Origin of the sequence: Methanosarcina sp. 2.H.T.1A.6, from assembly GCF_000979455.1 — an archaeon.
GTDB lineage: Archaea > Halobacteriota > Methanosarcinia > Methanosarcinales > Methanosarcinaceae > Methanosarcina.
Genome location: NZ_JJOY01000038.1, coordinates 80,252 through 96,373 on the forward strand (window position 1 = coordinate 80,252; position 16,122 = coordinate 96,373).

General features: G+C 46.3%; 11 protein-coding genes. 10 read left to right on the top strand and 1 reads right to left on the bottom strand.

Features of this window, described 5'->3' with window-relative positions:
• Positions 1 to 32: 32 nt before the first annotated feature.
• The 3 genes from EO98_RS10930 to EO98_RS10940 all read left to right on the top strand — a co-directional run bounded on the left by EO98_RS10930 (position 33) and on the right by EO98_RS10940 (position 4,901).
• Entirely contained in the window at positions 33 to 1,352 is a 1,320-nt protein-coding gene (locus EO98_RS10930; protein WP_048160057.1) for a beta-propeller fold lactonase family protein, read from the top strand.
• 417 nt (positions 1,353 to 1,769) lie between these two features.
• Positions 1,770 to 3,101, top strand: a complete 1,332-nt coding sequence (locus EO98_RS10935; protein ID WP_048137573.1) for a cytochrome D1 domain-containing protein — start codon at positions 1,770 to 1,772, stop codon at positions 3,099 to 3,101.
• Positions 3,102 to 3,848: 747 nt separating this feature from the next.
• Positions 3,849 to 4,901 carry a lipopolysaccharide assembly protein LapB gene (locus EO98_RS10940; RefSeq protein ID WP_048137576.1) on the top strand — a complete coding sequence of 351 codons (1,053 nt, stop codon included), beginning with the start codon at positions 3,849 to 3,851 and terminating at the stop codon, positions 4,899 to 4,901.
• 139 nt (positions 4,902 to 5,040) lie between these two features.
• Here the strand turns inward: EO98_RS10940 and EO98_RS10945 are convergent, their stop codons facing one another.
• Positions 5,041 to 5,742 carry a DUF434 domain-containing protein gene (locus tag EO98_RS10945; protein WP_048137578.1) on the bottom strand — a complete coding sequence of 234 codons (702 nt, stop codon included), beginning with the start codon at positions 5,740 to 5,742 and terminating at the stop codon, positions 5,041 to 5,043.
• A gap of 226 nt (positions 5,743 to 5,968) precedes the next feature.
• Here EO98_RS10945 and ala point away from each other — a divergent pair, with 226 nt between their 5' ends.
• The 7 genes from ala (at position 5,969) to EO98_RS10980 (ending at position 16,037) form a co-directional block, all read left to right on the top strand.
• Positions 5,969 to 6,949 carry an alanine dehydrogenase gene (gene ala, locus EO98_RS10950; RefSeq protein ID WP_048137616.1) on the top strand — a complete coding sequence of 327 codons (981 nt, stop codon included), beginning with the start codon at positions 5,969 to 5,971 and terminating at the stop codon, positions 6,947 to 6,949.
• A 1,113-nt stretch (positions 6,950 to 8,062) separates the two neighbouring features.
• Positions 8,063 to 8,602: a CoB--CoM heterodisulfide reductase subunit C gene (gene hdrC / locus EO98_RS10955; RefSeq protein ID WP_048137580.1), complete on the top strand. Its 540-nt coding sequence runs from the start codon at positions 8,063 to 8,065 to the stop codon at positions 8,600 to 8,602.
• Positions 8,603 to 8,649: 47 nt separating this feature from the next.
• The gene (hdrB, locus tag EO98_RS10960; RefSeq protein WP_082098578.1) at positions 8,650 to 9,633 is read left to right on the top strand and encodes a CoB--CoM heterodisulfide reductase subunit B; all 984 of its coding nucleotides are present in this window, start codon (positions 8,650 to 8,652) and stop codon (positions 9,631 to 9,633) included.
• An 84-nt stretch (positions 9,634 to 9,717) separates the two neighbouring features.
• The gene (locus EO98_RS10965; RefSeq protein ID WP_048137582.1) at positions 9,718 to 12,762 is read left to right on the top strand and encodes a CoB--CoM heterodisulfide reductase iron-sulfur subunit A family protein; all 3,045 of its coding nucleotides are present in this window, start codon (positions 9,718 to 9,720) and stop codon (positions 12,760 to 12,762) included.
• Complete coding sequence (locus tag EO98_RS10970; RefSeq protein ID WP_200895247.1) at positions 12,762 to 13,208, top strand: hydrogenase iron-sulfur subunit; 447 nt, start codon at positions 12,762 to 12,764, stop codon at positions 13,206 to 13,208. The genes EO98_RS10965 and EO98_RS10970 overlap by 1 nt, the downstream gene beginning before the upstream one ends.
• A 1-nt stretch (position 13,209) precedes the next feature.
• Positions 13,210 to 14,439, top strand: coding sequence for a Coenzyme F420 hydrogenase/dehydrogenase, beta subunit C-terminal domain (locus EO98_RS10975; protein ID WP_048137584.1), 1,230 nt, complete (start codon positions 13,210 to 13,212; stop codon positions 14,437 to 14,439).
• The gene (locus tag EO98_RS10980; RefSeq protein ID WP_048137586.1) at positions 14,430 to 16,037 is read left to right on the top strand and encodes a hypothetical protein; all 1,608 of its coding nucleotides are present in this window, start codon (positions 14,430 to 14,432) and stop codon (positions 16,035 to 16,037) included. Before EO98_RS10975 ends, EO98_RS10980 begins: the two co-directional genes overlap by 10 nt.
• The last annotated feature ends 85 nt before the right edge of the window (positions 16,038 to 16,122 follow it).

Below are 16,122 nucleotides of genomic sequence, written 5' to 3' on the forward strand. Positions count from 1 at the left end.
CTTTTTAATAAGTCCATAAGTTGGGATTTGAAATGGAAGAAATAACATTTGATAAAACATATCGAGAGCATACTCTCATAAAAGTTTTGGGAATGACAGCACTTACGATTTTAATATTCGCTGGTGTAGCAGGTGCGGCTCCATTTGCATATGTGACAAATCTGGGAGATTATGATCAGAGAGGTTATTATTACGATACGAATTATAATGGTACTCTTCCTACTCATAATGTCGCTGTAATTGACACAGCAACTAACAATGTTACAGTTAGAGTGCCTGTAGAAGGCTGGCCTAGAGATATTGCAGTCAACCCTGCAGGAACAAAGGTATATGTGGCAACTCCAGCAGGACTCGATCCAACTATCTCGGTAATTGACATAGCGACAAATACGGTTAGTGATACAGTGAATGTAGGAGGTTATCCTATGCAAGTTGCAGTCAACCCCGCAGGAACAAAAATTTATGTGACGGACCGTGATAGCACCAATATCTCTGTAATTGACACAGCTACAAATACTTTAATGGAACAGATTAATGTGGGGATGATTACTCGTAATGTTGTCATTAGTCCTGACGAAAAAAAAATTTATGTTACGAACACTTTCAACAATACTACTTCTGTAATTGACGCAATTACAAACAAAGTTACAACCACTATATCTGTAGGAGACAGTCCTTATGAAGTTGCAATTGCTCCTGATGGAAATAAGGTTTATGTGGTTAATTCAGGCAGCAACAATATTTCTGTAATTGACACAGCTACAAACAATGTTACAGGAACTGTACCTGTAGGGAATGGGCCTGGTGACATTGCAGTCAGTCCCGATGGAAAAAAGGCATACGTGACAATTTCTGGTAAATACTATGATCCCGGTAACACTGTTTCTGTAATTGACACAGTAAATAACATTGTTACAGCCACAGTTCCTGTAGGAATTACTCCTTCAGGAGTTGCAGTTACCCCAGATGGAAAAAAGGTATATGTGACAAACGCCAGAAGTGACAATGTATCCGTAATTGACACAGACACAGACACTGTTACGGCTACGGTGAATGCAGGAGTCCACCCTACTAATGTTGTAATTGTGCCTCTTAAGGATTCCAATATGACTGCCAAAAGTACAGGGACAAACTCCAATGCAACTGAAAATTCAGAAATTGAAAAAACTAATTTATCCTCCTATGAAAAAAATGCTGTCGAACTAAATAATTCAAACAATAATAATTCTGAATCTAATAATGGTAGTAGCTCAGGTGGAAATGAATCAAGTAAAAATAACTCTACTCCAGGTTTTGGATTATTGGGAAGCTTGATCTGCCTGTATGGTGGATGGAAACTCAGGAAGAAGTAATAAAGGACCTGGATAACCCGGAATTATTGGCATTAATGATCCAATGACTGGTGGGTCGAATGGTACACCAAAAATTGAATTCACCACCAGTCAAGAAAAAAACGTATATATAAACCAAACTTCCTCAAAGAAGTTCGAGAAATCTCTGAAACAGTTGCATATACACTTTATATATAACCAGTCAAAAAGTAGGGTTTATCAAAATTCTCGCCACATTTCAATATATTTGCTAAAATTTAGATACAAAATACTAATTAGGCAGTAAATAATATTTTCTCCTGAAATTTTTTGTCTTGTAGCTCGTTTGTTTTATCCTGAAGTTGACTTAAATTAACGAAGATTTTTAGAAATATATCTTAGTCCAATTTTTTAATAGTGGCACTGGTATAAAAGGCAAACATTGCTTGGGGATAAATGATGAAAAATAAAAGTATATCAACAATACCGATTGACACTTTTTCTATTACAATTCCATCTGTAGTGATGTCTAATAAAGCACGCAGAAAAAATACTCTCATAAGAGTTTTAGGAATAACTGCACTTATGATTTTAATACTGATGGGTGTCGTAGGTGCAGCTCCATTTGCCTACATTACTAACTACGACAGTAATAATCTCTCTGTAATTGACACAGCCACAAATAAGATTACAGCCACAGTAGATGTAGGAGAACATCCCTCGGGAGTTGCAATCAGTCTGGATGAAACAAAGGCATATGTTGTGAACTCACGTAGCAACACTGTATCTGTAATTAACACCACCAAAAATAAAGTTATAGCCACAGTGAAAGTAGGAACCTATCCTCAAAAAATTGCAGTAAGTCCAGATGGGACAAAGGCATACGTGACGAGTTTCAGCAACAACACTGTTTCTGTAATTGACACAGCCACAAATAAGATTACAGCCACAGTGCCTGTAGGAAACTTTCCTTTCGGAGTTGCCGTTAGCCCGGATGGGAAAAAGGTATATGTGGCGAATTCTGGCGGTTACTCAACTAACTTTACAGGTACAGTCTCTGTAATTGACACAACCGCAAACACTGTTGCAGCCACGATACCTACAGGAAACAATTCACTTGGGGTTGCAATCAGTCCGGATGGGAAAAAGGTATATGTGGCGAATATGGCAAGCAGCAGTATTTCTATAATAGATACAATTTCAAATGCTGTTGTAAGTACGGTTAAAACAGGAAGAAATCCTAAGGGAGTAGCGGTAAGTCCGGATGGAAAAAAGGTATACGTAGCGATAAATCCCATCACTTCACTTACAGGTGCTGTTGATATTATTGATACAGCCACAAACAAGGTCACAGCCACTGTGCCTGTAGGAAAGGCACCTTGTGGAATTGAAGTTACCCAAGACGGAACAAAGGTATATGTGGTGAATTATGCGAGCCACACTGTTTCGGTAATTGACACAACCACAAACACGGTTATAGACACAGTAACAGTAGGAATATATCCTACAGGAGTTGCTATTGGGCCCTCTGTAGATTCCAATATAACTAATCAAAGCGCAAAGGCTACCTCTAACGCAACTGAAGGTACAGAAGTTAAAGAAACTAACTTATCATCCTCAGAAGAAAAAAACGCTGTCGAACTAAATAATTCAAACAATAATATTTTTGAATCCGATAACGGTAATCGCTCAGGTGAAAATGAATCGAGCAAAAATAACTCTACTCCAGGCTTTGGATTATTGGGAAGCTTGACCTGCCTGTATGGTAGATGGAAACTCAAGAAAAAGTGATGCAGGATTGGATAATCAGATTGCAGGTTTTTTAATTAAACAACGTGACTGAGAGGAAAATTTGTAATTAATATCATTGCCCGGATCGAATAAGTTACCCTCTATTACTAATTTTTTATCCCGTTTAAATTGTCCGGATCTCAGGATGGATGGACAACAGTAAATGGTCAGCTTTTTACAGGAGAAGGAACGTACGAGGTATAATATGAAATCCCACCCATTAAAACCGGTGGTTTCCTGATTAATTACCTGTTGTTCTTATTACATACAAGTATACCATAATTAATCCTAATGCTTTACTTGCTGAATTTACTCAACAAGTTTCAGAACACATAGTATTCTTTTTATTGGATTTTTTACATATCATGCTATTCTGACTTCAAAACATCTTAACATTTGCTATTTTTGATTAGCCCTGGTGTGGTCTTGCAAAACCGCTTGATGCGGAAAATCGTCTATATGCGGATTTGTGGGTGGTGCTGTGGGTGCTATGCAGCAGCCTCAAAATGAGATATATCGCCCAATTGATGGTGAACAACTAAGCATATATTAAAATCCTGAACGTACTCGTTTTGAAATCAATATAGTAAAACCACATTTATTTATACTGTGTTCCATAAATATAATAATGTTTTTAAGTAAAACCAAACAACTGCGCCTATAATAGTCGGACGAATATAAATGGGTATTTATTTATAGCCTGCCAAATAAATTAACTGTATAGGTAAAATTTAGGAGGTTTTGGGCATGGATATAGATGCCGTAGACAAGCTGGTTTTTCATGTAATCGAAAAGGTTGCAGAAGATGAATGTGATCTCGATGAGGTCGTTGAGTTTGTCATTTCTTTTTCACGTGAGCACTCGCTTTTGACAGAGACTCTGCTGAAACTCTCCTTTATTTTCGGCAACGATAAGATGTACAGGGAAAAGTATGCATTTTCCAGGGCATGCGCGTTACTTTTATCAGGGAAAATGCGGGAAGAAGCCCACATGGAGGCGGGGAAAACAGCTTCTTTGCTGGGGCTTGGGGACCTTGCTGCCAGGGAATTTGAAGAAGTGCTTGAGGAAAACCCGGAAAATATAGAAGCTCTCTGCGGATACGGAGCTATGCTAGCCGAGCTCGGGAAACTTGATGCTGCAAAAGTCCAGTATGAAAGAGCTCTTGAAATCCACCCTTTCCATGTCGATACGCTCTGCAATTACGGATGCCTGCTTTACAGGCTCAAGGACCTGGACGGCGCTGAAGAAGCGTACAAAAAAGCCCTTCTCCTTGACCCGAGGCATGTGGGAGCTCACTGCGGGTATGGAATCTTGCTTTACAAATGCGGGCAAAAAACCGAAGCTAACTACCATTATATCCGGGCGCTTGAACTTGATCCCGGGCATGTGGAGTCCAATTTCCGCTATGCCCGCCTCCTTAAAGAAAAAGGGGAGCCCCTGGAAGCTGAAGCTCACTACATAGAAGCCCTCAAAGCAGACCCGGAAAGCCCGAAGCTCCACCTGTTCTATGCCCGTCTGCTTGCAGACCATGGAATTATTCATGGGGCAAGGGTACACTTCAGGTATGCCCTTAAAATTGACCCCGGGGATGTGGAAACTCACTGTGAATATGCAAAGCTGCTTGCCCGGTTCGGGCACAGGCACGAAGCCGAGGTCCAGTACAAAAAAGCCCTTGAACTCGATCCCGGACATTTCGGGAGCCTTTGCGGATACGGAGATCTGCTGAAAGAAAAAGGGCAGTACGCAGAAGCCGAAGAAATCTACAGGCAGGCAGAATATTCCAGACAGAGTTTCTGGTAATTAATTAATGAATCTTGCCTGCTCAGTCAAGTACAATTTCAGGTTCGTGGAGCCTCAGGTTAGTAGAGCTTCAGATTAGTAGAGCCTCAGGTTAGTAGAGCTTCAGATTAGTAGAGTTTCAGATTAGTAGAGCCCTAATTTAATACAGCCTCACAGGCTCAATTCCTATTTTTTCCATGAGGCAAGCCGGAATATCAAGTACCTGAAGGACTGAGTCAATTACGATTCCGTCGGAGGTTGCTACAACGAGGTTATTTTTGGAATTTCTGCCTTCGGTTTTCAGGTCGAAATCCGTAGTTTTTGAGGTACGAGCCTCGCCCGAAATCCCATGTTCTTTGAGTTTGTAGCGGATAAAGCCGGCAAGTTCTCCGCTTCGGCTGATCTGGGCATCAAGCAGGAAGGTTACTGACTTCGGGCGAGCTTCTGATAAAAATTCAAGAACAGAATCCAGAGCCTCCTCGATATCTTCAGCCTGGCGTGCCTTGCTAAAGTAATAGCGGGTGTCCCTGATATATCCGTCGTCGCAGAACCACATAGGTTCGTTTTTCAGCAGGCTGTCCACGCTGAGGAGGACATTGTACCCGTCAAGGAGGAGGTCCCTATCTTTTATATCGTCGCAGGTTATTTTTTTCCTGACTCTGGATACGACTTTATCCGGGGGCATAATCACCCTTGTGAGAATATTTCGTTCCTTGACACTGAGCTGAGAGTGGTCAGCCACGAAGCGGATGGTTGCAAATTTAGGATAACCCCAGCGCAGAATGCTTCTGATGTCTCTGGCGGGCTTCAGCAGTTTTTCTTTCAGGTAGGGTCCGGAAAAAGCAGCAGAACTCTCTTGCATAATTTCTCCTTTAAGGAAGGAAGTTCTTTAAATGAGTGAAGATATATGTTATATATACATATTTGCGCGAATAAAAATAGCAATTTGTGCTGTCTGGCAATCGATGTGACTGTTTGCTTGCCGGTTTTTATTCCGGTTTTATTCGAGATAAGCTTGGTTTTCAGCCGGAAGCCAGCTTATGGTTCGGATGTGAGAAAGGTCTATGGCTCCGGTGGAGGGTTCTGTTATGGAAGTTTTGTGGCTGTCTCAGGAAGAGGTAAAAAGCGTTGTGGATATGCATTCTGATATGCAGGTAGTGGAAAGAGCTTTTAGACAGCATGGGCTTGGCAAGGTGCAGATGCCCCCAAAATCCTATCTTTACTATACAGCTTACAACGGTGACCTGAGGACAATGCCTGCATATCTTGAAGAAGAGGACATTACAGGCGTAAAAATCGTAAACGTCCATCCCGGAAACCCCACGCTCGGCCTTCCTACAGTAATGGCGCTAATTATTCTCATTTCCCCAGAAACCGGAGCCCCTGTGGCAATTATGGACGGGACTTACCTTACCGACATCCGGACAGGAGCAGCCGGAGGTATTGCTGCAAAATACCTTGCAAGAAAGGACTCTAAAATTATCGGCCTTGTAGGCGCGGGAAACCAGGCAAGGACGCAGCTTGAAGCCCTCTGTGAAGTTTTTGAGCCCGAAACTGTGAAAATCAGTTCCAGGACAAAAGAAAGCTGTGAACAATTTATAAGGGAAATGGCAGACTTCGTGCCCTGTGAAATCCTTTATGAGGAAAGCATTGAAAAGGTATGCGACTGCGATATCCTTGTCACGACAACTCCTACCCGAAAACCAATCGTAAAAGCCAGCTGGATTAAAGAAGGGACCCATATAAACGCAATAGGCGCAGATGCGGTAGGAAAAGAAGAACTAGACCCCGAACTCCTCCTCCGCTCCAAGATCATTGTCGATGATATGGTACAGGCGCTCCACTCAGGGGAAGTAAACGTGCCCCTTTCAAAGCACTACATCTCGGAAAATGATATTCACGCCCAGCTTGGAGAAGTTATCGCCGGACTCAAACCCGGCAGGACAAGTGAAGAGGAGATTACGATCTTTGATTCCACAGGGCTTGCGATTCAGGACGTCGCAACTGCGCACATGGTTTATGAGAGGGCTGTCCGGGAAGGGCTTGGCAGACAGGTCCGGATGTTCTGAAACCTGTTTACTATTTCCTTTTCTACTTCTTACGGTTTTACTCTTTTTCGATTTTCGATTTTCTACTTCTTACGGTTTTACTCTTATTCGAGTTTCTACTTTCTGTCTCTACACTTTTTTCAATTGTTCTATTTTTTCGGTAGTCTCTGATTAACTGGTTTATCTATCCGGAATCCGGAAAAGGAATACCTCAGTTTTCTTTCCCTGCGCCGCGCGGAGCCGGAGCCTGCCTGCCAACCAGATTAAAAAACAAATCTTGTACCAGTACCGCAACTAAGAGTGACAATATCCGGGGTATTGTTCCGTTAGCCTGCAAACGGCTTTTCCCGCAAAAAAATAGGAGACGCAATTTCACCATCTACAAACCCAGCGAGGCTCCCGCCTCCAATACCGCATTTCCCAAAGACTGCATCAAGAACGATTGCATGGCCAATTTCAAGGATATCGGCTTCGTGTTCTATGCTGGCAGGAGAAGGGGATACTCATCGTCAAAATCAGAAATGCCATCTCGCGATCAGCAGCGTCTGCAGAAAGGAAAAGGCAAATATAAGTTTCTCAACCAGCTTGTATGGAGGCTATTCCTTATTGTGCTCATCTATTGTTTTCCCTTTCTGGCGATTATTTTTAGCTTTTCTCTTTTAATCCTCTTTTTATTGAGGGAAAGGCCGCTCTGTTCAAGTTTTCTATAATTTTGAACGTTCTTTACTATTCTTAGAAATATTCACTGTCGGTCAGCCTTTAATTTTTTTAATTTGTATTTTTTTCAGATGAGTTGCAGCCACTTGATATATCTTTATTTAAATATTTTTTTTTGCTATATTTATAATTATTTATCATGATAAATATGCGAAACTTTTAAGTATATTATTATAATATTACCCCCCGACTTCCTGAAGATGATTTCTGAACAGGGGGCCTGTTTAACCTGCCTTTTTCAGGTAGCGAAGGTCAATGTATGAAATTGTACACATTGCATGAGTGCATTCCTGAGAACGGGCAAAATATTTGAAGAATTATCCAAAATCTGAAAAATCATCTATATGAAAAATCATCTAAAATCTGAAAAATTGCTTATTTACGTCAAATATTAAGAGTTGTATCAGGGATGAATCTATGAAACACCCTATAAAAACCTCAGAATCCGATCCTACCTTTTTTGAGGAGATCAAAGAGGAGACCGGAGCCGAAAAGATTCTGATGTGTTTTAACTGCAAGGGCTGCTCTACAGGCTGCCCGGTTACCGATGTTGTACCTCAGTACAACATAAAAAAACTTCTGCGCATGTCTGCAATGGGGCTGCGGGACCGTGTGCTCAACAGCGAGCACCTCTGGTACTGCACTACCTGCTTCAGGTGTCAAGAACGATGCCCAGAGGGAGTAAAAACCGTGGACACCATGCTTAAGCTTCGAAGTATTGCCGTAAAAAACGGTGTCATGCTTCCAGCTCATAAAAAAATCGCAGAGTACGTGATGCGTACTGGGCATGGTGTTCCGATTGATGAGCAGAACAGGAAAAAGCGAAAAGAGCTTGAACTGGACGAACTGCCCGGAACCGTACACTCCTGCCCGGAAGCCCTTGAAGAAGTAAGGCATCTCATTAAAGCCTGTGGGTTTGACAGGCTTGTCGGGTTTGACCAGCAGTCTTTAGCCTGAAATACGAATCCGCCTGAAACACAAAATTGCGATAAGAAGCTGAAAACATGACAAAAAACATTACCGATAATTCAAAACGTAACCTTTCTCTCTTTTTAGGTTGTATCGCCCCAAACCGTTATCCTGGCATTGAAAGTGCCACCCGGAAAGTAATGGAACGGCTTGGAATTTCCCTGAAGGAACTTGAAGGAGCTTCCTGTTGTCCTGCTCCCGGAGTCTTTCAGTCCTTTGACAAAAAGACCTGGCTTACCCTTGCAAGCCGGAATCTCTGTCTCTCTGAATCTCTGGATGCGGACATCCTGACCGTGTGCAACGGCTGTTATGCCACGCTTGCGGACACTAACCGGATCTTAAAAGAAGACCCTGAGGCAAAAGCCGGGGTCAATGAAAAGCTTTCTGAGATCGGAAAGGAGTTTTCCGGGAAGATTGAGGTCAGGCACATAGTCGAATACCTGTTCAGGGAAGTCAGTCCAGAAAAAGTCCGGGATGCGGTCATCCACCCTCTCGACCTAAGGGTCGCAGTGCACTACGGCTGCCACCTGATAAAGCCGGCCCATGAAAGAAAACTCGGAAGCGCGGAAAACCCCTCTTTTTTTGATGAACTGGTAGAAGCTACAGGAGCCCGCAGCGTGGAATATGAGGACAAAATGGCCTGCTGCGGTGCAGGTGGTGGAGCCCGTTCTGCTGTTCAGGACGTGGCTCTCGCACTTACTGAAAAAAAGCTCGAACACATGCAGAGCGCAAACGTGGACTGCATCGTAGATGCCTGTCCTTTCTGCCACCTTCAGTTTGACCAAGGGCAAATTGAGCTTGCAGACCGCCTGGGAAAGGAGTTCAATATCCCGGTACTCCATTACTCCCAGCTCCTCGGGCTTGCTCTCGGGTATTCCCCTGAAGAACTGGGCATCCACTTAAACCGCATCCAGAACAGTGAGTTCTATACAAAGCTCGGAGAAAGAGCCGAAAGCAGGTTTCCGGGCAGGAAACTCGGTGCAGGTGCCGGAATTGGAAAGGGCGGAGTGCCAACATGAGCTTCAGGCTTCTCTGGAGTAAAAGCTAAAAAACAATGTGTTGAAGCCGAATTTATCTGAAAAACATCTGTAGGAGCTGAAAGCATGAAAACGGACATAACCGGGGCAGTTGCTGTCGTCGGTGGAGGGATTGCCGGGGTACAGGCTTCCCTTGACCTTGCAAATAGCGGGTATAAAGTTTACCTTATCGAGTCCGGGCCGACAATTGGGGGAAAAATGGCCCAGCTTGATAAAACGTTCCCGACTTCAGACTGTGCAGCCTGTATCCTTTCTCCCAAGCTTGTTGAAGCCAGCAGGCACCCGAACATAGAGCTGCTCGCATACAGTGAAGTCCTTGCCATTGACGGAGTTGCCGGGGACTTTACAGTAAAACTCAAGAAAAAAGCCAGATACGTGGACGAGACGAAGTGTACAGGCTGCGGAGATTGTATTGAAAAATGCCCGAAGAAAGTCTCAGACGGGTTCAATGAAGGGCTTGCCCCGAGGAAAGCAATTTATCTTGCTTTTCCGCAGGCTGTTCCAAGGGTAATGACCATTGACCCTGATAATTGCATCTACCTTAACAAAGGTAAATGCGGAAACTGTGCAAAGGTCTGCAAGCGAGGAGCTATTGACTACACCCAGAAAGACCTCGAACTTTCCCTCAAGGTCGGAGCTGTAATTCTTGCTGCGGGTTTTGAGGCTTTTAACCCGGCAGGGCTTGAGGCTTACAGGCCCGAGCACCCCGATGTTGTAACTTCCCTCCAGTTTGAGAGGCTTCTGAACGCTTCCGGGCCCTATCACGGGCATCTCCAGACCTCGAAAGGAAAGGAGCCAAAGAAGATTGCTTTTATCCAGTGCGTGGGGTCAAGGAACCAGAAATTATCGAGAAAGTACTGTTCTTCGGTTTGCTGCATGTACGCCGTAAAGCAGGCCGTGATTGCAAAAGAGCACGACCCGAAGATTGAATGTGCAATCTTCAATATCGATATCAGGGCTTTCGGAAAAGGCTTTGAGGAATTTTACCAGCGGGCAAAAAACGAGAAAAAAGTCCGTTTCATCCGTTCACGCCCTTCATGTGTTGAAGCCGACCCTCTGAAAGGCGAATTGAGGATCCCATATGAAGAAGAAGACGGCAGCATAGCTCACGAAGAGTTCGATATGGTCGTCCTCTCCATAGGCATAGGGGCTTCCGAGTCAGGTAAAGAACTTGCCAGGCTTGCAGGGGTCGGGCTTACGGGAGCCGGATTTATCAGTACTCCAATAGAGGAACCGATGAGCACGAACAGGCCTGGAGTTTTCGCTGCAGGCGCCGTGCAGGGGCCAAAAGATATTCCGGATACAGTGGCTCAGGCAAGCGGGGCTGCTGCAAAAGCCGGAGCTCTGCTCTCTTCTGCCCGCGGGACTCTGGAAAGCAAAAAGGAGTTCCCACCTGAAAAGGTAGTAGAAGGCAAACCGAAGGTAGGTGTGGTTGTCTGCCACTGCGGCACGAACATAGGAGGCTTTGTTAACGTCCCTGAAGTTGTCCGTTATGCCAGCACGCTTGAAAATGTGGCAGTTGCAAGAGAGGAAATGTATGCCTGCTCCGAAGATGCCCAGGAGCGGATCAAGGAAATGATCGCGGAACACGGGCTGAACAGGGTACTTGTTGCTTCCTGCACTCCGAGAACTCACGAACCCCTCTTTCAGGAAAGCTGCAGGGCTGCAGGACTGAACCCATACCTCTTTGAGCTTGTAAACATCAGAGAACACTGCTCATGGATTCACCAGCAGGAGCCTGAAAAAGCCACTGAGAAGGCAAAGGATATTGTAAGGATGGGGGTTTCCAGGATCAGGCACCTTGCTCCACTTTATAAACAGGAACTCTCGCTCGGGCACAATGCCCTGGTGCTTGGGGGTGGAATCTCAGGCCTGAATGCAGCTCTCGAGATCGCAGAAAACGGGTTTGAAGTCCTGATTGTGGAAAAAGAAGCCGAACTCGGCGGGCTCCTCAGGGATATAACAGCCCTGCAGGACGGCAGGAAAACCAGGGAAATCCTTATCCCTCTTATCGAGAAGGTCAGGGTTCATCCTCTTATCAAAGTCCTGACAGGTTCCGAACTGGTCGAGGTCAGCGGCTCGGTTGGAAACTTCAAAGGCCGGGTCAGGGATACAGCAGGCAGGGAACAGGAAGTTAAGTTTGCTGTTGCGGTTATTGCAACAGGAGCCGAGGAGCTTTCACCTGCAGGATACTTCAGTTACGGGGAATTCCCGAATGTTATCACCCAGTCCGAACTTGAAGCGAAGCTCGAAGGCGATTTTAAGGCAAAACATGTGGTAATGGTCCAGTGTGCCGGAAGCAGGAATAAAGAGCGTCCGTATTGTTCAAGGGTCTGCTGTATAACTGCAGTTAAAAACGCGCTCCGCATCAAGAAAATGGACCCGTCGGCTACCGTGCATGTGCTGTACAGGGAAATGCGTACTTATGGGGCATGGGAAGAGCTCTATTCAAGAGCAAGGGCTGCAGGAGTCCGCTTTATTGCTTACTCCGACACCCGGCTTCCCTGGATAGGGGAGAAAGAGGTCCGCGTATATGACGAGATTACGGGTTTTGACCTGGAAATCGATGCCGACCTTATAGTCCTGAGCGCTCCGCTTGTAGCTCCTGCCACAAACAGGCAGATTGCTCCTATGTTCAAGGTCCCTCTGGACTCAAACGGCTTTTTCCTGGAAGTCCACATAAAGTTAAGGCCTGTGGACTTTGCAACCGAAGGGGTTTTCCTCTGTGGGACAGCCCAGGCTCCCAAACTTGTAGACGAAAGCATCGCCCAGGCAGCAGCTGCGGCTTCGAGGGCATGTACAATCCTCTCCAGAAAGTCTCTGGAATCAAGTGCTGTCATCTCAAAAGTCAATGCCGAACTCTGCGTGGGCTGCGGGGCATGTGAAGCGGTCTGCCCTTACGGGGCGATCAGCTTAAAGGAAGTATGGATCGAAAAACAGGGTATTTCTTATAAGGTAAGGAAATCCGGGGTTAATCCTGCCCTCTGCAAGGGCTGCGGGGCATGTGCGATGAGCTGCCCGACAGGTGCTCTCGACCAGCAGCATTTCAGAAATGACCAGCTCCTTGCCCAGGTGAAAGATGTCTTTACTTATTCTGAGGAGGTCCGCTAATGGAACCTGACAAAAACGAAATCTCTGAGGCATGGGAACCCAGGATTGTAATGTTCTGCTGTAACTGGTGTTCCTATGCAGGTGCAGACGGTGCTGGAATCGGGCGTTTCCAGCAGCCTGCGAGCATGCGCATCATCCGCGTGATGTGTTCGAGCAGGGTAGACCCTGTGCATGTATTCTCCGCTTTCCTTGAGGGAGCCGATGCCGTGATGATCACAGGCTGCCACCTCGGGGACTGCCACTACATAAACGGAAATGAAAAGACCCTTGTAAAATTCAATTTCATGCGTTCGATGTTAAAAGAACTCGGCCTGGAAGAAGAAAGGCTGCAGCTTAACTGGATCTCGGCATCAGAAGGCGAAAAGTTTGCCGAGGTTGTCCGTAAGGTTACGGAACAGGTCAGGCAGCTTGGTCCATGTGTCTTAAAACCCGAAGGGGTGGCCTGAAATGTCAGAACTGAAAGTTGCTGCCGACATTAAAGTCGGGGACAGGCTGCTTGGCTGGGCTGCATCCGAAGAGGTGCGGGCGCGCGGAGCTTCAGGAGGGCTTGTGACAGCAGTGCTTGCATCTGCCCTTGAAACAGGGCTTGTGGAAAGGGTGCTCATCCTGAAAAAAGTCAGCGAATTCGAAGCCTATCCGGTGTTTACCTCGGACGTGAAAGAGGTCCTGGAGTCCGCAGGTTCCATGCACTCCGTACCCGTAAACCTTGCCAGGTACTTAAAGCCTGAAACCTGTTCCGGAAAAATAGCCCTGCCTGCAAAACCGTGTGATGCAAGGGCGGTTGTCGAGAGGGCAAAAAGAAATGCCCTGTCCCCTGAGGACACCTACGTTATAGGCCTTAACTGCGGGGGCACAATGCACCCTGAAAAAGTCAGGAGAATGCTTGAGACCGTCTACAGGCTTGGGCCCGAAGAGATTGCAGGAGAAGAAATCGTAAAAGGAAAGCTGGTTTTCTTCACAAAGGACGGAAAAGAACATGCAGTTCCCATTGACGACCTTGAAGCCGACGGGCTTGGGAGGAGAGACTCCTGCCGCTACTGCCAGGTAAAGATCCCAACAAATGCCGACCTCGCCTGCGGGAACTGGGGTGTTTCCGGCGACCTTGCAGGCAGAGGCACCTTTGTGGAAGTAATGACTGAAAAAGGGGCAGAGCTCCTCAGAAATGCTGTCAGTGCAGGCTTTGCCGAAGTTATGCAGGCTGATGAAAAAAGTATTTCTGTCCGGGAAAAGGTCAATAAGGTAATGCTCGGGATGAGCGAGAAACGGAAGGCTGAGGTTTTTTCCACGATTGAGAATGGGGAAGAACGCTTCGAGTACTTCAGGAAGGAGCTTGAAAACTGTATCCACTGCGGAGCCTGTAAAGCAGTCTGCCCGGTTTGCACCTGCGGAGAGGATTCCAAATGTACGGCGTACTCGTCCCTTGCAGACAGCTACAAAATGTCCCTTTTCCATATGGTGCGCTTCCTGCACCTTTCGGATTCCTGTATTGGCTGCGGGCAGTGTGAAGACGTCTGCCCCGCGGAAATCCCGCTCACACGCCTTTACCAGCGCTTTGCCGTTCCCGTCCAGAAAGAATACAGGTACCTTCCGGGCATGTCTGACAGGACTCCGCCCTTTTTTGCCCTGAAGCCCGAAGACAATGAGGATAATGAAGGAGGTGGCTGCTCATGCAGGTGAAAAACAGGGAGAATGTGTACTCAAGTATATGTCCGGGCTGCGGGCTTGCCTGCGGGCTCTATATAAGGGAAATGGTCTCAGGAACCGGGGAAACTTCGGTTTCAGTGGACTTCCGGAAAAGCTCCCCGGTAAATGCAGGCAAACTCTGCAGGTTCGGGCTGAAGCTTCCGGTCTATTATACAGAGCCTCAGGCCCACACAGAGCCTCAGGCCTCAATGGTTAGAGGACAGAAGTCAGAGCTAAAAGCCGCTATATCAGCAGCATCCGAGGCTCTGAAAACCGCGCCTGCAGAAAGCCTGGCTTTCTTTTCGGTGGGAAACACTACAAATGAAGAGCAGAAGGCTTTCTCAGCCCTTGCAGGTGCGTTTGGCGCCGGAGTAGAGACCGGGATGGGCATTTACTCTTCACTCCCTGCAAAAATGCACTCTGCACTTTTCCAGGGTATGTCCCTTGAGGGACTCGAAAAAGCAAAACAGGTCTTTCTCTTTGTTGACCCCTATTCCCAGTATCCCCTGCTTCTCAGGAGGGTTATCAGGGCAAAAGAAAACGGGGCGAAGGTCGTCTGCATAGGTCCCAGACATCTGCCCGTTGCTGATGAGCAGTTCTGCCTGAAGCCGGAAGAGTACGAAAAGGCATTATCCCCTTCCCGTGACTCCGTGCTTATAGCCGATATTCACCCTTACTCCGATCCGGCACATATTAAAGCAGTCCTGGACCTTGCACAGGCTTCCGGTGCAAAACCCTTCTTCCTCAGGCCCTTTGCAAACTCTGCAGGAACAGCGCTGCTTTCAGCCCACACAAAGCAGCGTACGCTGGATAAGCTGTTTGAGGACATCAATTCCGGAAAAATAAAGACCCTCTTCTGCCTGGAATCCGATCTTCTCGAACTTGCTCCTGACAGGGAAGCTGCATTACAGGCTCTCTCGAAACTGGATACCCTGATAGTCCAGACATCCGGACAGGGAGAATTTTCCGGGCTCGCCGACATATTAATCGCGTCCGAACCTTTTTACCGCAAACATGGCACAGTACTCAATGCGGAAGGAAGGCTTCTTTCGGTAGGCGGAAACTCCACTTCAGGTTTTGATGCCCTTTCCGGCCTGGCAGCAGCTTTCGGAAAACAGCTCGATTTTGAATCGGCCCGGAAAGAGGTGTTTGAAGTCATCGGACTAAAGGAAGCAGATGAGTTTGCCTTCCGGAAACCCGCTGAGTCGTTCCCGGTGACGGCGGAAGTTGAAACCCCGTGTTCAAAACATGAAACTGGTCAGGAATCCTGTTCCGTGTCCAATTCAGAGGTGTCCAATTCTGAGTCCTGCCCGGAGAAATCCTGTCCTGAATGTTCTTCAGCTTCGCTCGTTTATTCTCTGTCCCCCTTCATGTGGCACGGGGTTGAAGACTGCAGCGCCTTTGTAGAACTGAACCTGAGCATGGTCCGCAAGCTGGGGCTTGTAAAGGGAGGCAATGTAAAAATCAGGGCTTCAGGAAAGACGGTTGATATGAAGTTCAGGATCTCGGACATTGAGAACGGTTATTTGCTTTCACCCCTGAGACTCCCGGTTTCAGGCATTCCGGGGGCTGAGGTGGAGCTTTCCCGTTAAATGAATGAAAAAAAGTTCTGGAAATAAACATACAGAAAGTTCTGGAAATAAACATACAGAAAGTTCTGGAAATAAACATACAGAA

What these genes read in the sequence shown, in the direction of transcription:
- EO98_RS10930 (WP_048160057.1), top strand. Translation starts at nt 33, where the DNA reads ATGGAAGAAATAACATTTGATAAAACATATCGAGAGCATACTCTCATA.
- EO98_RS10935 (WP_048137573.1), top strand. Translation starts at nt 1,770, where the DNA reads ATGAAAAATAAAAGTATATCAACAATACCGATTGACACTTTTTCTATT.
- EO98_RS10940 (WP_048137576.1), top strand. Translation starts at nt 3,849, where the DNA reads ATGGATATAGATGCCGTAGACAAGCTGGTTTTTCATGTAATCGAAAAG.
- EO98_RS10945 (WP_048137578.1), bottom strand. Translation starts at nt 5,742, where the DNA reads ATGCAAGAGAGTTCTGCTGCTTTTTCCGGACCCTACCTGAAAGAAAAA.
- ala (WP_048137616.1), top strand. Translation starts at nt 5,969, where the DNA reads ATGGAAGTTTTGTGGCTGTCTCAGGAAGAGGTAAAAAGCGTTGTGGAT.
- hdrC (WP_048137580.1), top strand. Translation starts at nt 8,063, where the DNA reads ATGAAACACCCTATAAAAACCTCAGAATCCGATCCTACCTTTTTTGAG.
- hdrB (WP_082098578.1), top strand. Translation starts at nt 8,650, where the DNA reads ATGACAAAAAACATTACCGATAATTCAAAACGTAACCTTTCTCTCTTT.
- EO98_RS10965 (WP_048137582.1), top strand. Translation starts at nt 9,718, where the DNA reads ATGAAAACGGACATAACCGGGGCAGTTGCTGTCGTCGGTGGAGGGATT.
- EO98_RS10970 (WP_200895247.1), top strand. Translation starts at nt 12,762, where the DNA reads ATGGAACCTGACAAAAACGAAATCTCTGAGGCATGGGAACCCAGGATT.
- EO98_RS10975 (WP_048137584.1), top strand. Translation starts at nt 13,210, where the DNA reads ATGTCAGAACTGAAAGTTGCTGCCGACATTAAAGTCGGGGACAGGCTG.
- EO98_RS10980 (WP_048137586.1), top strand. Translation starts at nt 14,430, where the DNA reads ATGCAGGTGAAAAACAGGGAGAATGTGTACTCAAGTATATGTCCGGGC.